A 15,948-nucleotide genomic window follows, 5' to 3' on the forward strand; every position below is an offset into this window, starting at 1 on the left:
CATTAAGCCCGGCTCAGCTAATCAGTCCCCGCGTGATGCGCCATCATGCGGGGACTGATTAGTGTCGCCTTGCTGCGTCCTTCACTTCCCCTCCAGAGCGCCCGTGCGCGCTGGCTTGCGTTCTCAACCCCGATGGCAGGAACCATGGAACTCCAGATCAACGACAAGACTTACCAGATCACCTCCGATGCCGAGACCCCCCTGCTGTGGGTGATCCGCGATGAACTCGGCATGACCGGCACCAAATACGGCTGCGGCCTGGCCCAGTGCGGGGCCTGTTCCGTGATGGTCGATGGCGAGGTGCTGCGCTCCTGCGTCATGCCCGTCGGCGCCATGGCCGGACGCAAGGTCACCACCATCGAGGCGGTCACCGCCGATCCGGTCGGCCAGAAAGTGGTCGACGCCTGGGTCCGGCACCAGGTGCCGCAATGCGGCTATTGCCAGTCCGGCCAGGTGATGGCCGCGACCGCCTTGCTCAAACAGGTGGCCCAGCCCAGCGACGAACAGATCGTCGGCGCCATGGTCAACCTCTGCCGCTGCGGCACCTACAACGCCATCAAGGCCGCCATGCATGAGCTTTCCGGCGGTACCGGCGCACCGGCAGCCGCTGCTGCGGCCACCACGCCTGCCGCACCGGCCGCTGCCGATGGCATCAACAAGGCTGCCGTGGCCGCTGCCGCCGTGGTCGGCGTCGGGGCTGTCGCTGCCATCCAGTGGAGCAAGACCCAGAAGGCCCGGGCCGGCAAGGAGCAAGCATGAACCAGCCACACGATCTTCCCCTGCACGAATTGCCGCCGGACGGTGCACCAGTCAACGTCTCGCGCCGCCGCTTCCTGCTGGCCTCGGCCGGCACCGCCGCCGGTGCGCTGGTGGTCGGCTTTACCTTGCCGGCCGGCAATGCCCGGGCCCAGGCCAATGCCACGCCGGCAGCGCCCGGTACGCGCGTACCGGCCTTCCTGGAAATCCGTCCCGACAACAGCATCCACCTGCAAAGCCCCTTCGTCGAAGGCGGGCAGGGCATCTTCACGGCCATGGCGCAGATCGTCGGCGAGGAACTCGATGCCGACCCCGCGCGCTTCGTGGTCCACAACGCGCCCGCCAATGACCAGTACAAGGTGATGGACATCGGTATCCGTATCACCGGCGGCAGCATGTCGGTGCGCACCAGCTATCCGACCATGCGGCGGGTGGGCGCACTGGCGCGCCACCTGCTGCTGCAGGCCGCCGCCAACCAGTGGCAGGTGCCGCTGGAGAGCCTCACCACCGAGCCCGGCCGGGTGGTGCATGCGGCCAGCGGCCGCTCGATCAGCTATGGCGAACTCGCGCCCAAGGCGCAGGACCTGCCCAATCCGCCGCTGGAGACCATCAAGCTCAAGGACGACAAGCAGTTCCGCTGGATCGGCAAGCCGCTGGCCCGGCTGGACGTGCTGGACAAATCCACGGGCCGCGCCCAATACGGCATCGACACGCAAGTCGAGAACATGCTGCAGGCCGCCGTACAACACGCCCCGCGCCTCGGGCTGGAGGTCGGCAGCATCCGCAATGAAGCCGAGGTACGCAAGATGACCGGGGTGCATTCGGTGCATCGCCTGCCGGGTGCCGTGGCCGTGGTGGCCGAGCGCTGGTGGAATGCCAAGCGCGCGGTGGAGGCGCTGCAGGTGGACTGGAGCGATCCCGGCCCGGCGCCGGATCGCCGCTATGTGCCGGCCGACTTTTCCACCGAAGGGTTTGCCGAGCAGCTGGCCAAGTCCACCGCTGCCGTCGATGAAGCCGAGACCGAAGGGGATGTGGCCAAGGCTTTGGCCGGTGCCAAGACCGTGGTCCAGGCCAGCTACCGCAGCCAGTACCTCAATCATGCCCAGCTGGAACCGCCTTCGGCCACGGCCCGTTTCAACGCCGATGGCACGCTGGAGATGTGGCTGCCCAACCAGGCCCCGGAAATGTTCCAGGCGGCCATCGCCAAGCAGACCGGATTGGCGCCGGAGAAGATCACCATCCATTCGCCCTTGCTGGGCGGTTTCTTCGGTCGTCACTTCCTGTACGAAACGGCCATGCCCTTCCCGCAGGCGATCCAGCTGGCCAAGGCCGTGGGCCGCCCGGTCAAGGTGATCTGGAGCCGCGAGGAAGAATTCGCCCGCGACACCATGCGCCCGATGGCCGTGGTGCAGTTCCGTGCCGGACTCGACGACAAGGGTTTCCCCATCGCCATCGAAGCCATCAGCGCCACCGAAGGACCGACCGAATCGATTGCCAACAAGCGCAACAAGATCGACCCCACTGCGCTGGAAGGATTGGCCGGCAAGTCCTACCAGTTCGCCCACAAGCGCATCGGCCAGCGCTTTGTGAAGAATCCGCCCATCGTCGGCTACTGGCGCTCGGTCGGCAATTCGATGAATGACTTTTTCTACGAAGCCTTCCTCGACGAGATCGCCGACAAGGGCGGCCAGGATCCGCTCGATGTGCGCCTGCGCCTGCTGCAGGGCAATGAGCGCCTGACCACTCTGCTCAAGGCGGCCGTGGAGCTGTCCGGCGGATGGAAGCGCGGCCCCTTCACCGCCCCCGACGGCACCCGCCGCGCGCGCGGTGTGGCCATGGCCAAGGCCTTCGGTACCGAGACCGCGGCCATTGCCGAAGTCTCCATCGAGAACGGCCAGGTGCGCGTGCACGACATCTGGGAAGCCATCGATCCGGGCCGCATCGTCAACCCGGCCATCGTCGAGGCCCAGGTCAACGGGGCCATCACGCTGGGCTTGTCGCAAGTCCTGCTGGAAGAGGTGGTCTACAAGGAAGGCGCACGCGTGGCGCGCAACTACGATCTCTATCCCATCCTGCCGCCGCAGCGCATGGCGCGCGTGCATGTGAAGATCATCGAGAGCGGCGCCAAGATGGGCGGCATCGGCGAACCGCCCCTGCCGGCCGTGCCGCCGGCGGTGGCCAATGCGGTCTCGCACCTGACTGGCCAGCGCATTCGCAGCATGCCGCTGTCGCATTACACCTTCAAGGCCTGATGGCAGACTGACGTATCCATGACTGATCAAAAAAACGGCAAGCTGCGTGTCTTCCTGCTGATCCTCGCCGCGCTGCTGATCGCCGCAGCCTGGGTCGCCCTGCGTACCCCGGCCTCGCCCTTCGACAGCGCAGCTGCGCCGCCGCCCCCCTCCGCCGAGCTGATCCAGCGCGGCGAGTATGTGGCGCGCCAGGCCGATTGCGTCGCCTGCCACAGCACCCCCAAGAGCAAGCCCTTCGCCGGTGGCCTGGAAATGGCCACCCCGCTGGGTGCCATCTACGCCACCAACATCACGCCCGACCGGGGCAGCGGCATCGGTGACTACAGCCTGGCCGAATTCGACCGTGCGCTGCGCCACGGCGTGGCGCGCGATGGCCATCGGCTCTATCCGGCCATGCCCTATCCGTCCTACGCCAAGATGTCGGATGAGGATGTGAGCGCGCTCTATGCCTACTTCATGCATGGCGTGAAGCCGGTGGTGCAGGCCAACCAGGAGAGCGACATCCCCTGGCCGCTCAACATGCGCTGGCCGCTGGCGTTCTGGAACCTGGCCCTCACCAGCCCGCATCCCTACCAGCCCGATCCGAAACAGGATGCCCTCTGGAATCGCGGTGCCTACCTGGTGCAGGGGGCCGGCCACTGCGGCAGCTGCCACACGCCGCGCGGCGTGGCGATGAACGAGAAAGGGCTCGACGGTGGCCATCCGTTGTACCTGTCCGGCGCGCTGCTGGATGGCTGGTATGCCCCCAGCCTGCGCGGCGACGTCAATACCGGTATCGGCCGCTGGAGTGAAGCCGAGGTCGTGCAATTCCTCAAGACGGGCCGCAACCAGCATGCGGTGGTGTTCGGTTCCATGGCCGATGCCTTCAACAACTCCACGCAGTTCCTGAGCGACCAGGACTTGCAGGCCATCGCCCGTTACCTGAAGTCGCTGCCGGGTGATCCCAAGCGCGATGGTGATCCGTGGAAATACGATACCGGCACCACCACCGCCCTGGCCGCACAACGCCTGGACAGCCCCGCTGCGCGTACCTACATGGCCAAGTGCGCGGCCTGCCATGCGGTCGATGGACGCGGGCGTGCGCCGTGGATTCCACCGCTGGCCGGCGCCGTCTCCTCACTGGCCAAGGAGGATGCATCGGCCATCAACGTGACCTTGAATGGTTCGGTGCGCGTGGTGGCCGATGGCGTACCGGATTCGTATCGCATGCCGCCCTTCCGCAGCCAGTTGACCGATGCCGAGATTGCCGATGTACTCAGCTTCATCCGCAGCAGCTGGGGCAATCACGGTGGCGCGGTCAAGGTCGACGACGTCAAGACCCTGCGTGAGCGCACCAATCCGGCCAGCAGCAATCCCATCATCCTGCAGATGCGCTGATTCGATTTTTCATGAAGTCCCGTTCGGACCGCTGACCTTTGCAGGCAGCGGTCCTTTTTTCATGACGGGAGGGGAGAGGGAACGCCGGTGTGCAGGAGCGTAACTCAAACGGCAGTGCCGGCCGCTTTCATGGCCGCCACCGAATGCACCGGCGACAAGGCCACGCCATTCTTGACGGCCAGCACTTCGGCCATCACGCTCACCGCGATTTCGGAAGGGGTCTTGCTGCCGATGTAGAGCCCGATGGGTCCGCGCAGCCGCGCCAGGCTTTCTTCGGTCTGGCCGAAGTGGGTGATCATGCGGTCCTTGCGCGCGGCGCTGTTGCGGCGCGAACCGATGGCACCGACATAGAAGGCCGGGCTGGCCACCGCTTCCAGCAGCGCCAGGTCATCCAGCTTGGGATCGTGGGTGAGGGCGATGACGCAGCTGCGCTGATCGGGACGAAAATCCAGCACCGCATCATCGGGCATCTCGGTGACGATACGCACGCCCTCCACCGACCAGCTGCCCAGGTATTCCGAACGCGGATCGCAGATCGTCACTGCAAAGCCGTTGAAGAGCGCCATCGTCGCCAGGTATTCGGCCAGCATGCCGGCGCCGATCAACAGCATCCGGTAATCCGGCCCCATGGTATGGCGCAGGGTGTTGCCGTCGAACACCAGTTCGGCCGGCGAGTCGCTGACTTCGATGCGGCTGCTGCCATCGTGGCAATCCACGCGGCGACAGACCAGCTGGCCACGTTCCAGTGTACTCACCAGTTCTTCCAGCATGCCCGGTGCGGGATCGAATTCGAGCAGCAGCGCCAGCGTGCCCCCGCAGGGCAGGCCGAAGCGATGCGCCTCCTCGGCATCGATGCCGTAGCGCACCTGTTGCGGTGATCCTGCTTGGCCCCATGCAGCGGGGCGCTGGCGCAGGTACTGGAACAGCAGGTCATCCTCGATGCAGCCGCCGGAGACGGAGCCGATGAGGCGGCCATCATCCCGGATGGCCAGTTGCGAGCCGACCGGACGCGGCGAAGAGCCCCAGGTCGAGACCACGGTGGCCAGCAGCGCGCTGCGGCCATCGCGCCGCCAGTCGCGCAGGGCGCGCAACACCTTGAGGTCGGAAGTATCGTTCATTGCGGCGTCAGTTTACGTTGAATCGGAGGTCCAGTCTGCCATGACATCCGGGCCGGAACTAATTAGCCGGGCTTATAGACCAATTAAGCCCGGTCCGCCTAATCCCGGAGCCAATGATGAGGCAGAATCTGCAAGCTCGCACGCAGTGTGTCCGCATGCCGTTGTGCCGGGGCGCGCGGTGGCGGATGTCGCGGGAATGACTCGCTTGTCTTCGCGATGGTCCCGGAATTTCAGGCAAGAATCATCGCGAAATAGGTCTGTCTTCCCGGCTTGCCGGACGCCACAATCATCCATTTTCAAGACAGGTTGCCCACCCCTGACCTGTTCTTTCTCAACGCCAGCTTATTGGCCCGTTACTGAGGAGATCCCCATGCCAGTCCACGCTTATGGCGCACATGCCGCCGACAAGCCCCTCGAACATCTGGAAATCACCCGCCGCGCCACCGGCCCGCACGATGTGCAGATCGACATCGCCTATTGCGGCATCTGCCATTCCGACCTGCACCAGGTGCGTTCCGAATGGGCCGGCACCCAATATCCCTGCGTCCCCGGTCACGAGATCGTGGGCCGTGTCGCGGCCGTCGGCAACCATGTCAGCAAGTTCAAGGTCGGTGACCTGGTCGGCGTGGGCTGTATCGTCGACAGCTGCCAGACCTGCCCGGACTGCGAAGAAGGGCTGGAAAACTATTGCGACAACATGGTCGGTACCTACAACGGCAAGACCGATGACGCGCCCGGCTGGACCATGGGCGGCTACTCGCAGCAGATCGTGGTGCATGAGCGCTACGTGCTGACGATCCGCCATCCGGAAGCGGACCTGGCTGCCGTGGCCCCGCTGCTGTGCGCCGGCATCACGACCTATTCGCCGCTGCGCCACTGGGGAGCCGGTCCCGGCAAGAAGGTCGGTGTGGTCGGCATCGGCGGTCTTGGCCACATGGGCATCAAGATCGCGCACGCCATGGGCGCGCACGTGGTGGCCTTCACCACCTCGGATTACAAGCGCGCCGATGCCAAGGCCCTGGGTGCCGATGAAGTGGTGGTCTCGCGCAATGCCGAAGAGATGGCTGCGCATGCCAAGAGCTTCGACTTCATCCTCAACACCGTGGCGGCACCGCACGACCTCGATGCCTTCCTCGCGCTGCTGAAGCGTGAAGGCACCATGACCCTGGTCGGCGCACCGGCCACGCCGCACCCGTCGCCGAATGTCTTCAACCTCATCCTGAAGCGTCGTTCATTGGCCGGTTCGTTGATCGGCGGCATCCCCGAAACCCAGGAGATGCTGGACTTCTGCGCCAAGCACAAAATCGTGGCCGACATCGAGCTGATCCGCGCCGAGGAAATCAACACCGCCTATGAGCGCATGCTCAAGGGCGACATCAAGTATCGCTTCGTGATCGATAATGCCAGCATGGCGGCCTGATGGCCCATGGTTGACCTGATGTCGTCGTGAACGAAATCGGGCGGGCACCCACAAGGTGTCCGCCCGATTTTTGATGACTGAGCGAAGTGGCAGGGACGACTCAGTCCCTGACGACTTCACCACCGAGATACTGCGCATCGGTCACCGGCTCCATCCACTCCACGTTCTTGCCATCGAGCAGTTCGGTGATGGCCATGTGCGTCATGGCGGTGGTGTCGGTGGCACCGTGCCAGTGACGGCGTTGGCAAGGGCACCAGACGACGTCGCCGGCGCGGATCTCGGTGCGCGGGCCGCCTTCGCATTGGGTCCAGCCTACGCCTTGCGTCACGATCAGGGTCTGGCCGAGCGGATGGGTGTGCCACACGGTGCGCGCACCGGGTTCGAAGGTGACGATGGCACCGCCCGCGCGCGCCGGTTCTTCACCCTGGAAGAAACTGTCGATGCGCACGTTGCCGGTGAAGAAAGAGGTCGGTCCCTTGGCCGATGGGGTGCTGCCGTTGCGAATGATCTTCATGAGTTTGTCCTTTCGTTGGAAGATGGCCCGCGATCCTGGCGTGCCGTGAGCGCTGCCAGCAAGGCCGCGGCCAGCAGCACGCCCGCGCTGGCAAAGAAAGTGAGGTGATGGCCGCCGTGGTCAAACAGCAGCCCGCCCAGCGTGGAGCCAAGGCCGATGGCCAGTTGCACCAGCGCCACCATCAGCCCGCCGCCGGCTTCGGCGTCCTGCGGCAGGGTGCGCGCCACCCATGACCACCAGCCCACCGGTGCGGCCGTGGCGACCAGGCCCCACAGCGCCAGCAGCAGGCTGACCGGCAGGACGTGATGGCCGCAGGCCACCAGCACCAGGGCGATGACGGCCATCAGCAGCGGGATGAAGACCAGCGTGCCGTAGATCCAACGGCGCAGCAGCCGCCCGATGAGCGTGGTGCCGATGAATCCGGCCACGCCGATGGCTAGCAGGATCAGCGACAGGGTTTGTACCTGCACCCGCGTTTCGCTTTCGAGGAAGGGGCGCAGATAGGTGAACAGCGTGAACTGCCCCATGAAGAGCAGGCTCACGCCCGCCATGCCCAGTGCCACCAGCGGTGTCGCCAGCAGGGCCAGCGGATGCGTGGGCGCGGTGTGGCGCACGGCCGGACGCATGGCCGGCAGGCTCACCGCCTGCCACAGCAGCGCCAGCAAGGCCACCGGTGCCAGGCACAGGAAGGCGCCGCGCCAGCCGATGAGTGCGCCGAGGTAACTGCCCAGCGGGGCGGCCACGACGGTGGCCAAGGCATTGCCGCCATTGAAGACGGCCAGCGCGCGCCCCACCTCATGCGGCGGCACCAGGCGGATGGCGGCGGCGGCCGACATCGACCAGAAGCCGCCGATGGCGATGCCGATCAGCACGCGCCCGGCCATGTAGACCGGATAGTTGGGGGCCAGCGCGATGACCGGGCCGGACACCAGCATCAGTGCCGTCAGCCACAGCAGCAGCGTCTTGCGTGGCAGCTGCCCCGCCAGCCGCGCAATGCCCAGGCTGGTGAGTACGGCGAACGCACCCGAGACCGAGATCGCTTGCCCGGCCAGGCCTTCGCTCACGCCAAGATCCTGCGCAATGGGCGTCAACAGGCTCACCGGCATGAATTCGGAAGCGACCAGCGCAAAGGCCGTGAGCGTCATCGCGAAGACGCCGCTCCAGCGTGCCTGCACCGGCGTGTCGGCGGCCTGCAGTGAAGAGGGGGGGCAAGAGGAACTGCTCATGATGATGTCGGGCAAGACGCTGCCCGCCGCAGCAGGCCGAAGATCAGCGTGCACGGGGCTGGCAGCGCTTGCCGTGGAGAATGTGAAGGCAGTCAGTGTCGCGCGCGTGCGCCGTATTGACTAGGTAATCAATCCTTAATTACCCTATTAGAAAAACTAATCAATGAATCCCGTCCCCCTTCGGCACCGGCACCTGGTTTCACAGGCGCTGCCTCCGGCTGATCCGGCTTTATTGCTCACCACAGGAAGGGTGGCTGCATGATCAAACGCAATCTCAATGACTTGCTGGGTTTCGTGACCGTGGCGCGCGAGGGCAGTTTCACGCGTGCCGCCGCCACGCTGGGCGTGACGCAATCCGCGCTGTCGCAAGCCATCCGCGGCCTCGAAGAGCGCCTGCAGATCCGCCTGCTGACCCGTACCACCCGCAGCATCTCGCTCACGCCCGCTGGCGAGCGCCTGATCCAGTCCATCGGCAACCGCTTCGACGAGATCGAAGCCGAACTCGATGCCCTCACCGCGCTGCGTGAAAAACCCGGTGGCACCGTGCGCATCACCTGTGGCGATGGCATGATCCAGCGCGTGCTGCTGCCCAAGCTGGCCCCGCTGTTGCAGCAATATCCCGACATCAAGCTGGAATTCGACATGAGCTACGCCCTGCGCGACATCGTGGCCGACCGCTTCGATGCCGGCGTGCGCTGGGGCAAGACCATCGACCGCGACATGATCGCCGTGCCCATCGGCCCGCCGCTGCGCATGGTGGTGGCGGCCTCGCCCGAGTACTTCACGCGCTATCCGGTGCCGCTGCATCCGAACGACCTGATGGCCCAGGATTGCGTCAACCAGCGCATGCCGTCCTCGGGCGGGCTTTACGTATGGGATTTTGAAAAGGACGGCGAAAAGATCAACGTGCGTGTCGACGGTTCGCTCATCTTCAACACCGTGCCGCCGCAGATCGATGCGGCCCTGGCCGGGCTGGGCGTGGTGCTGCTGCCGGAAGACGAGCTGCAATCGCATCTGGAGAGCGGCCAGCTGGTGCGGGTGCTGGAGGACTGGTGTCCGGTCTTCGAGGGCTATCACCTCTACTATCCCAGCCGTCGCCAGCCTTCGCCGGCGTTTTCGCTGGTGGTCAATGCCCTGCGCTACGAAAGCCGGCCACGTCAGCCGGGGTGATGACAGGGCGCCTGATTCATAAGCTGGACTGATGACCGCATTCAGGCCGGCGGGACTAATCACGGACCGATGATGCAGCGACAATCAGGCCAGATTGATTGCCTCCGGACTGCCCATGTCTTCCTTTTTCCTGCCGCGCCTGACCGTGATTGCCGTGCTGATGGCCGGCGCGATGAGCCTCTGCCCGATGACGGCAGCGGCCCAGACCCGGCCCCCTGCCAAGAGCCTGCCCATGACCCTGCGCATCACCATCGCCGATACCGTCCTGACCGCGCGTCTCGAACCCGGCCCGGCCGCCCGCGACTTTGCCGCCCTGTTGCCGCTGACGCTGGAGCTGTCCGACTACAACCAGACCGAGAAGATTGCCCAGCTGCCGCGCAAGCTGGCCACGCGCGGCGAGCCCGAGGGCTATACGCCGCGCAGCGGCGACATCGCCTTCTATGCGCCCTGGGGCAATATCGCCCTGTTCTACAAGGACTTCGCTTACTCGAAGGGTTTGGTCAAGCTGGGCCACATCACCGGTGACATCGAGGTCCTGCGTCAGCCAGGACCGTATATGGCCCTGATCGAGCAGGAATGAATCGCTGCCGCAATCAGGCCGCGTACTTGCGCAAGGCGGCCAGCGGCACGTGCAGTTCCTCGCTGGCGGCGAAGCCTTCCAGCAGGTAATCCACCGCCACCCGCACGCGCGGCGCGATCAGCGCCCGGTGCGGATATTGCAGGCACATCTCGTAGTTGCCCGGATGATGACTGCGCAAGAGCAGCACCTTCAATCGCCCGCGCTGCAGATAGCGCCACGCGTGATGCACCCCGACTTCGGCGATTCCCATGCCCGCCAGGGCCGCCTGGACCAGCGCTTCGGGCGAGGACAAGGTCAGCAGTGCGTGTTCGGTATTCCAGGTCATGATGCTGCCGTCGCTGCCCTGGAAATTCCACGGTGACACCTTGCCGCCCAGGAACTTGCGCGTGATCAGGCTGTGCTTGTGCAGATCCTGCGGGCGGCGCGGCGTGCCGCGGGCTTCGAGATAGGCGGGACTGGCGACCAGCGCCAGGTTCAGTTTGCAGATGCTGCGCGAGACCAGCGACGAATCGGCGATGCGTCCGCCCCGGATCGCCAGGTCATAGCCGTCCTGCACCAGCTCGCTGATGCGGTCATCGAAATCCACCTCCACCGACAAGGCCGGATAGCGCTGGCTCAGGCCGGGCAGCAGCGGCAGCAATTGTTCGCGACCGAAGGCCGCACTGGTGGAGATGCGCACGCGTCCGGTGGGTGTCGCGCGTGCCGCCACCACGTCATCGGTCGCCTGTTCCAGCGCATCGAGCGCAATGCGTGCCTGACGCAGGAAGGCACTGCCTTCCTCGGTCAGGTTCAGGCTGCGCGTGGTGCGGTTCATCAGACGCACGCCCAGCGCAGTCTCCAGTCCGGCCACATTCTGGCTCACCGCAGCTGAGGAGATGCCCAGTGTCCGCCCGGCACCGGCGAAGCTGCCGCTATCGGCTGCCTGCACGAAGGAAATGATGGCGCGTACCCGTTGCGACGTATCCATGGCCGTTGCTCTCCGAAAAATGGATTGATAAGTTCATCTTGATGAATCCTAAAGGATTGCACCGCTACCGTCATGTAATCCATTTGCGCAGAATGAGCCTGTTACGTCATTCCCCGGTCCCGAACAGTTTGATTTATCCACAGGAGAAAACATGAACATCAGCATCGTCTTCGACAGCGGCTACGGCCATACCGAAAAACTCGCCCAATCCGTGGCACGCGGCGTGGAGGAAGTCGCGGGGGCGCACGCCACCCTCGTGCCGCTTTCGGCCGGCAGCGTGGACTGGGCTGCCATCGCCGCCAGCGACGCCATCATCTTCGGCTCGCCAACCTATAACGGCACCATCTCGGCGCGCTTCAAGCAGTTCATGGAAGACTCCACCCGCCAGGCGTGGATCCCGCAGGTCTGGCGCAACAAGGTCGCAGCCGGCTTCACCAATTCCGGCGCGCTGCATGGCGACAAGCTCAATTCCCTGGTGACCATCGCACTGTTCGCCGCCCAGCACGGCATGCTCTGGACCGGTATCGATCTGTTCCCCGGCAAGAGTGGTGACGAACTCAATCGCATCGGCGGCTGGCTGGGTGCCATGGCGCAATCGGACGACGCCCCCGCCGAGGTCACGCCCGGTACCAGTGACCTGGCCACGGCCGCTTATCTGGGCAAGCGCGTGGCCGAGGTGGCTGCGCAATTCGCACGCGGCCGCGCCTGAACCGCGGGCCCGCGCCCTGATCCAGATATCAGTTTTCCCGATATCGATCATCGGTTTTCAGGATTGGCGTAATAACTGGACGGTCCGCATCATGCAGACCTGTCCAACCATCCGCCAAGGAAAATCATGTCTGCCATCACCACCCAGGCCGCCATCATCTGGCCGGCCGGCTATCTGCCCGGTACCACCGACAACTACGTCTCCAATGAAGTGATCATCGCCGGTCTGTCGGCGGCCCAGGTGTGGCCGCTGCTCAACGACACGCGCGCCTGGCCCGGCTATTACGGCAATGCCAGCGAGATTCGCTTCCACGATGGCAGCGGCCCGCTGCTGTCGGCGGGCGCGCGCTTTCGCTTTACGACCTTCGGTTTTGCGGTCGAAGCGGAAGTGACCGAATACCTGCCGCCCCAACCCGGCCAGGCTGCGCGCATCGCCTGGCACGGCTGGGTCGAGGGCGATGCCGCGCAGCGTCTGGATGTGCATCATGCCTGGCTGTTCGAAGACCTGGAAGGCGGCCGTGTGCGCATCCTCACGCAGGAGACCCAGAACGGCCAGCCCGCGCGCGAGCTGGCAGCCACCTTGCCCAATCCCATGCTCAATGCCCACCAGGAATGGATCACCGGCCTGGCACGCGCCGCTGCAGAGGCTGCCGCGCTGCGTTGAGGATCAGCGCAGCGGCACCAACCCGGCGGTGGCAAACAGCAGTTGCCGCAGCCAGCGCTGCGCCGGATCGCGGTGCGTGCGCTCGTGCCATGCCGCCGTCTTGGTGAAGCCGGTGATCTCCAGCGGCGGCGGCAACAGCTTCAGGCCCTCCACCCCGGCCACCAGCCGGGACGGCACCACGGCCACCAGGTCGGTGCTGCGCAAGATCTCCGGCAACACCAGGAAGCGCTTCACTGACAGGCTCACCCGCCGCTGCAGGCCACGCTGCGCCAGCGCTTCATCGGTGACGCCGTGGAAGGGATCGCCCGCATACGACACCAGCGCATGATCCAGCGCGCAGAACTGCTTGAGCGAGAGCCGCCGTCCCCGCACCACCGGATGATCCTCACGCATCGCGCAGACGTAGTGTTCGTCGAACAGCCGCCGCGCATGCAGACCCGGCGGGGTATCCTGGGGCGTGGTCAGCGCCAGGTCGATCTCGCCGCGCTCCAGCCGCTCCTGCAGCGGGGCATCTTCCATTGACGCCAGTGCCACGCGGATGAACGGGGCATGCTGCTTGAGCGCCGTCAGGAAGGGCAGGGCGACCGCGCGCAAGGCATAGTCGGTTGCGGCGATGGTGAAATCCAGATGGGCCGTGGCCGGATCGAACACCGGCGGCTGCAGCAGGCCATCGATATCCCGCAGCACGCGCTGCACCGGTTGCGCCAGTTCCAGCGCCCGGGGCGTGGGCACGATGCCACGCTGGCTGCGGGCAAACAGGGGATCATCGAAACTCTCGCGCAGCCGCGTGAGGATGCCGCTCATGGCCGGCTGGCTCACCCCCAGCCGCGCCGCAGCACGCGTGACGTTGCGTTCATCGAGCAGGGCGGCCAGTGCCTTGAGCAGGTTCAGGTCGAGGGTGCGGAGGTCCGGTTTTTTCATGCGCGCGGGATCAGCAGGAGGAGATATCGCATGGTAGCAAGCCCCTGCGACAAATTGCCACATTCAACAAGTGGTCATACCAGCTTATCCTTGCCGCTCCTGATTTCCCATGCGGCATCCAGGGGACGGCAGCGCAGCTGCCGGGGGAGGCCGCATGCACTGCCTATACCAAGACCAATACAAGACCAATGACGATTCACCCTGCCCGCCGGCCCCGGCCGCTGCATCGCGCACGACCCGTGTTCAAACTCACCGCCCTGTCGGGCCTGCTGGCCCTGGGCGCTGCGCCTTGGGCGCTGGCACAATCGGCCAGTGCTGCCGAAGATTCTTCGCTCACGCTCGGTACCGTGGAAGTGAGCGCACGCCGCAGTGGCCCGCTGCAGCTCAACAACGTGCTGACCTCGGTGGACGTGATCGGGGCCGACCGCATCCAGCAACAGCAGGCGCAATACAACTGGGAGCTGTTCGCGCAGTCGCCGGGCGTGATGCTGACCCAGTTCCGCCAGGGCAACGAGTCGGGCAAGCTGTCCTTCCGCGGCTTCAACGGCGAGGGCGAGGTCAATGCCGTCAAGCTGCTCATCGATGGCATCCCCAGCAATGACAATGCCGGCGGCATGCCCTTCCTGGGCACGCTGTTCCCGCTCGATATCGCCCGCATCGAGGTCGTGCGCGGCACCAACGATGCGCGCTACGGCCTGCACAACATCGCCGGCAACGTCAACATCGTCACCCGCCAGGGCGGCAACTACGACGAGGCGCGCCTGACCTATGGCAGCTTCAACACGCGCCAGGTGCAGGTGGTCAAGGGGGTGGAGAACGGCAACTGGTCGCAGAACTATTTCATCGGCTACGAAAAATCGGATGGCTATCGCGACCATGCCCAGGCCGAGAACATCGCCTTCTCCGGCAAGTGGTTCTACACCAGCGACGATGGCCGCTATCGCACGGGCCTGAGCATCCGCCATGCCAACGCCTATGCCCAGGAGCCGGGCTACCTGACGGCCCAGGATGCGCGCAGCAACCCGACGTCGTCCTATGCCTATGCGCAGTCCGATGGCGGCAACCGCCAGATGGACCAGGTCAGCCTGCACTTCGACGGCGACATCGATGACCAGCTCTCGGTGGCTGCCAAGCTCTATCTGAATCGCGTGCGTGACCAGCGCTGGCTGCGTTATTCCTCCACGACCTCGCAGCAGGAGCGCCTCATCGACGAGACCCACTACGGGCTGTTGACCAATGCCACCTATCGCCCGCGCTGGAAGGCATTCGAAGGCATGAGCGACCTGGCGCTGGAAGGCGGCTTCAGCATGGAGCGCCAGGAGGACCAGAGCCCGCGCTACAACACGGTCAACAAGGTGCGCGTATCGCAGACGCGCGACCATCATTTCGTCTTCGATACCGTGGGGGCCTATGTGCAGGCCGTGATCAAGCCGGTGGATGCGCTGCGCATCATCCCCGGCTACCGGGTGGACCATGTGGGAGGGCGTTTCAATGACCCCTCGCGCGGGGTGAGTTATGGCATCCAGAATTACGGCTACATCCGCCAGCCCAAGCTCAGCGTAGTCTATGCCCCGATCCGCGAGGCCAGCCTGTACGCCAACTGGGGCCGTACCTTCCAGGTCGGCGCGGGGGCGGCGGCCTACAAGTCCAACAACAACGACTTGCGTCCTTCCATCAATGACGGCTGGGAAAGCGGCATCAAGTTCATCCCGGTGGACTGGCTCGATGGCCGCGTGGCGGTGTGGGAGCAGCGTGCCTCGGATGAGGTCAAGCGGCGCCTGAACGATCCCACGGGCGACTCGGAAAACGTGGGGCGGACCAAGCGCAATGGTGTCGACCTGCAGATCAACTTGCGGGCCAGCAAGCGCACCACGCTGTGGCTGGCGTATTCGCGCCAGCGTTCGGAGATCATCACGCCGGACCCGACCGCACCCAACACCCTCGGCAAGGAAATCGACCACGTGCCGCGCCAGGTGTATTCCGGTGGCATCGACTACCAGGCCACGGCGGAGCTGAAGTTGTCGGCCTCGGTCAATGGCCAGGGCAGCTATTACCTGACCACGGCCAATACCGGCGGCAAGTACGGTGGCTACACGCTCTTCAATGCCAGCGCGACCTATCAGGTCAACGACAAGCTGAGCCTGGAACTGCAGCTCAAGAATCTCGCCAATCGCTACTATGAATATGTCTGGATCAATGACCAGACCCGGCATGCGCCGGGGGATGGGCGGGCGGTTTACCTCTCTGCCAATGTGAAGTATTGATCCGGAAGACG

At 65.1% G+C, this 15,948-nt stretch carries 14 protein-coding genes; 9 read left to right on the forward strand and 5 right to left on the reverse strand.

The window, feature by feature from the left end; all coding sequences use genetic code 11:
- Positions 1–144: 144 nt before the first annotated feature.
- From FYB76_RS17200 to FYB76_RS17210, 3 genes are read left to right on the forward strand one after another with little or no spacing between them, the layout of a single operon-like run.
- Positions 145–759 carry a (2Fe-2S)-binding protein gene (locus FYB76_RS17200; RefSeq protein ID WP_088756581.1) on the forward strand — a complete coding sequence of 205 codons (615 nt, stop codon included), beginning with the start codon at positions 145–147 and terminating at the stop codon, positions 757–759.
- On the forward strand, positions 756–3,008 hold the full coding sequence (locus tag FYB76_RS17205; protein WP_154134401.1) for a molybdopterin cofactor-binding domain-containing protein: 2,253 nt from the start codon (positions 756–758) through the stop codon (positions 3,006–3,008). Before FYB76_RS17200 ends, FYB76_RS17205 begins: the two co-directional genes overlap by 4 nt.
- Before the next feature lie 18 nt (positions 3,009–3,026).
- A complete protein-coding gene (locus tag FYB76_RS17210; protein WP_154134402.1) occupies positions 3,027–4,385 on the forward strand; it encodes a cytochrome c in 1,359 nt (452 codons plus the stop codon).
- A gap of 104 nt (positions 4,386–4,489) precedes the next feature.
- On the opposite strand, the gene FYB76_RS17215 is transcribed toward FYB76_RS17210, so the two are convergent.
- Positions 4,490–5,503, reverse strand: a complete 1,014-nt coding sequence (locus FYB76_RS17215; protein ID WP_154134403.1) for an XdhC family protein — start codon at positions 5,501–5,503, stop codon at positions 4,490–4,492.
- A gap of 370 nt (positions 5,504–5,873) precedes the next feature.
- Here FYB76_RS17215 and FYB76_RS17220 point away from each other — a divergent pair, with 370 nt between their 5' ends.
- Entirely contained in the window at positions 5,874–6,923 is a 1,050-nt protein-coding gene (locus FYB76_RS17220; RefSeq protein ID WP_154134404.1) for an NAD(P)-dependent alcohol dehydrogenase, read from the forward strand.
- A gap of 100 nt (positions 6,924–7,023) precedes the next feature.
- On the opposite strand, the gene FYB76_RS17225 is transcribed toward FYB76_RS17220, so the two are convergent.
- Together FYB76_RS17225 and FYB76_RS17230 are read right to left on the reverse strand one after the other, a co-directional pair.
- Entirely contained in the window at positions 7,024–7,437 is a 414-nt protein-coding gene (locus tag FYB76_RS17225; protein WP_154134405.1) for a cupin domain-containing protein, read from the reverse strand.
- Positions 7,434–8,663: an MFS transporter gene (locus FYB76_RS17230; RefSeq protein ID WP_154134406.1), complete on the reverse strand. Its 1,230-nt coding sequence runs from the start codon at positions 8,661–8,663 to the stop codon at positions 7,434–7,436. The genes FYB76_RS17225 and FYB76_RS17230 overlap by 4 nt, the downstream gene beginning before the upstream one ends.
- Positions 8,664–8,921: 258 nt before the next feature.
- Between FYB76_RS17230 and FYB76_RS17235 the strand changes: the two genes are divergently transcribed.
- The gene (locus FYB76_RS17235; RefSeq protein WP_154134407.1) at positions 8,922–9,833 is read left to right on the forward strand and encodes a LysR family transcriptional regulator; all 912 of its coding nucleotides are present in this window, start codon (positions 8,922–8,924) and stop codon (positions 9,831–9,833) included.
- A 115-nt stretch (positions 9,834–9,948) separates the two neighbouring features.
- Entirely contained in the window at positions 9,949–10,413 is a 465-nt protein-coding gene (locus tag FYB76_RS17240; protein WP_154134408.1) for a cyclophilin-like fold protein, read from the forward strand.
- A gap of 13 nt (positions 10,414–10,426) precedes the next feature.
- Here the strand turns inward: FYB76_RS17240 and FYB76_RS17245 are convergent, their stop codons facing one another.
- On the reverse strand, positions 10,427–11,380 hold the full coding sequence (locus FYB76_RS17245) for a LysR family transcriptional regulator (protein ID WP_088756574.1): 954 nt from the start codon (positions 11,378–11,380) through the stop codon (positions 10,427–10,429).
- Positions 11,381–11,531: 151 nt separating this feature from the next.
- Between FYB76_RS17245 and FYB76_RS17250 the strand changes: the two genes are divergently transcribed.
- Positions 11,532–12,089, forward strand: coding sequence for a flavodoxin family protein (locus FYB76_RS17250; protein WP_154134409.1), 558 nt, complete (start codon positions 11,532–11,534; stop codon positions 12,087–12,089).
- Between the two features lie 126 nt (positions 12,090–12,215).
- Positions 12,216–12,752 (forward strand): SRPBCC domain-containing protein, encoded by a 537-nt coding sequence (locus tag FYB76_RS17255; RefSeq protein WP_154134410.1) that lies wholly within the window; start codon positions 12,216–12,218, stop codon positions 12,750–12,752.
- A gap of 3 nt (positions 12,753–12,755) precedes the next feature.
- Here FYB76_RS17255 and FYB76_RS17260 read toward each other — a convergent pair whose 3' ends face one another.
- Entirely contained in the window at positions 12,756–13,673 is a 918-nt protein-coding gene (locus FYB76_RS17260) for a LysR family transcriptional regulator (protein ID WP_154134411.1), read from the reverse strand.
- A 188-nt stretch (positions 13,674–13,861) separates the two neighbouring features.
- Between FYB76_RS17260 and FYB76_RS17265 the strand changes: the two genes are divergently transcribed.
- Complete coding sequence (locus tag FYB76_RS17265) at positions 13,862–15,937, forward strand: TonB-dependent receptor (protein ID WP_229297009.1); 2,076 nt, start codon at positions 13,862–13,864, stop codon at positions 15,935–15,937.
- Positions 15,938–15,948: the final 11 nt, after the last annotated feature.

This window comes from Herbaspirillum sp. CAH-3, from assembly GCF_009668275.1.
In the GTDB taxonomy this organism is placed as follows: Bacteria; Pseudomonadota; Gammaproteobacteria; order Burkholderiales; family Burkholderiaceae_D; genus Herbaspirillum; species Herbaspirillum aquaticum.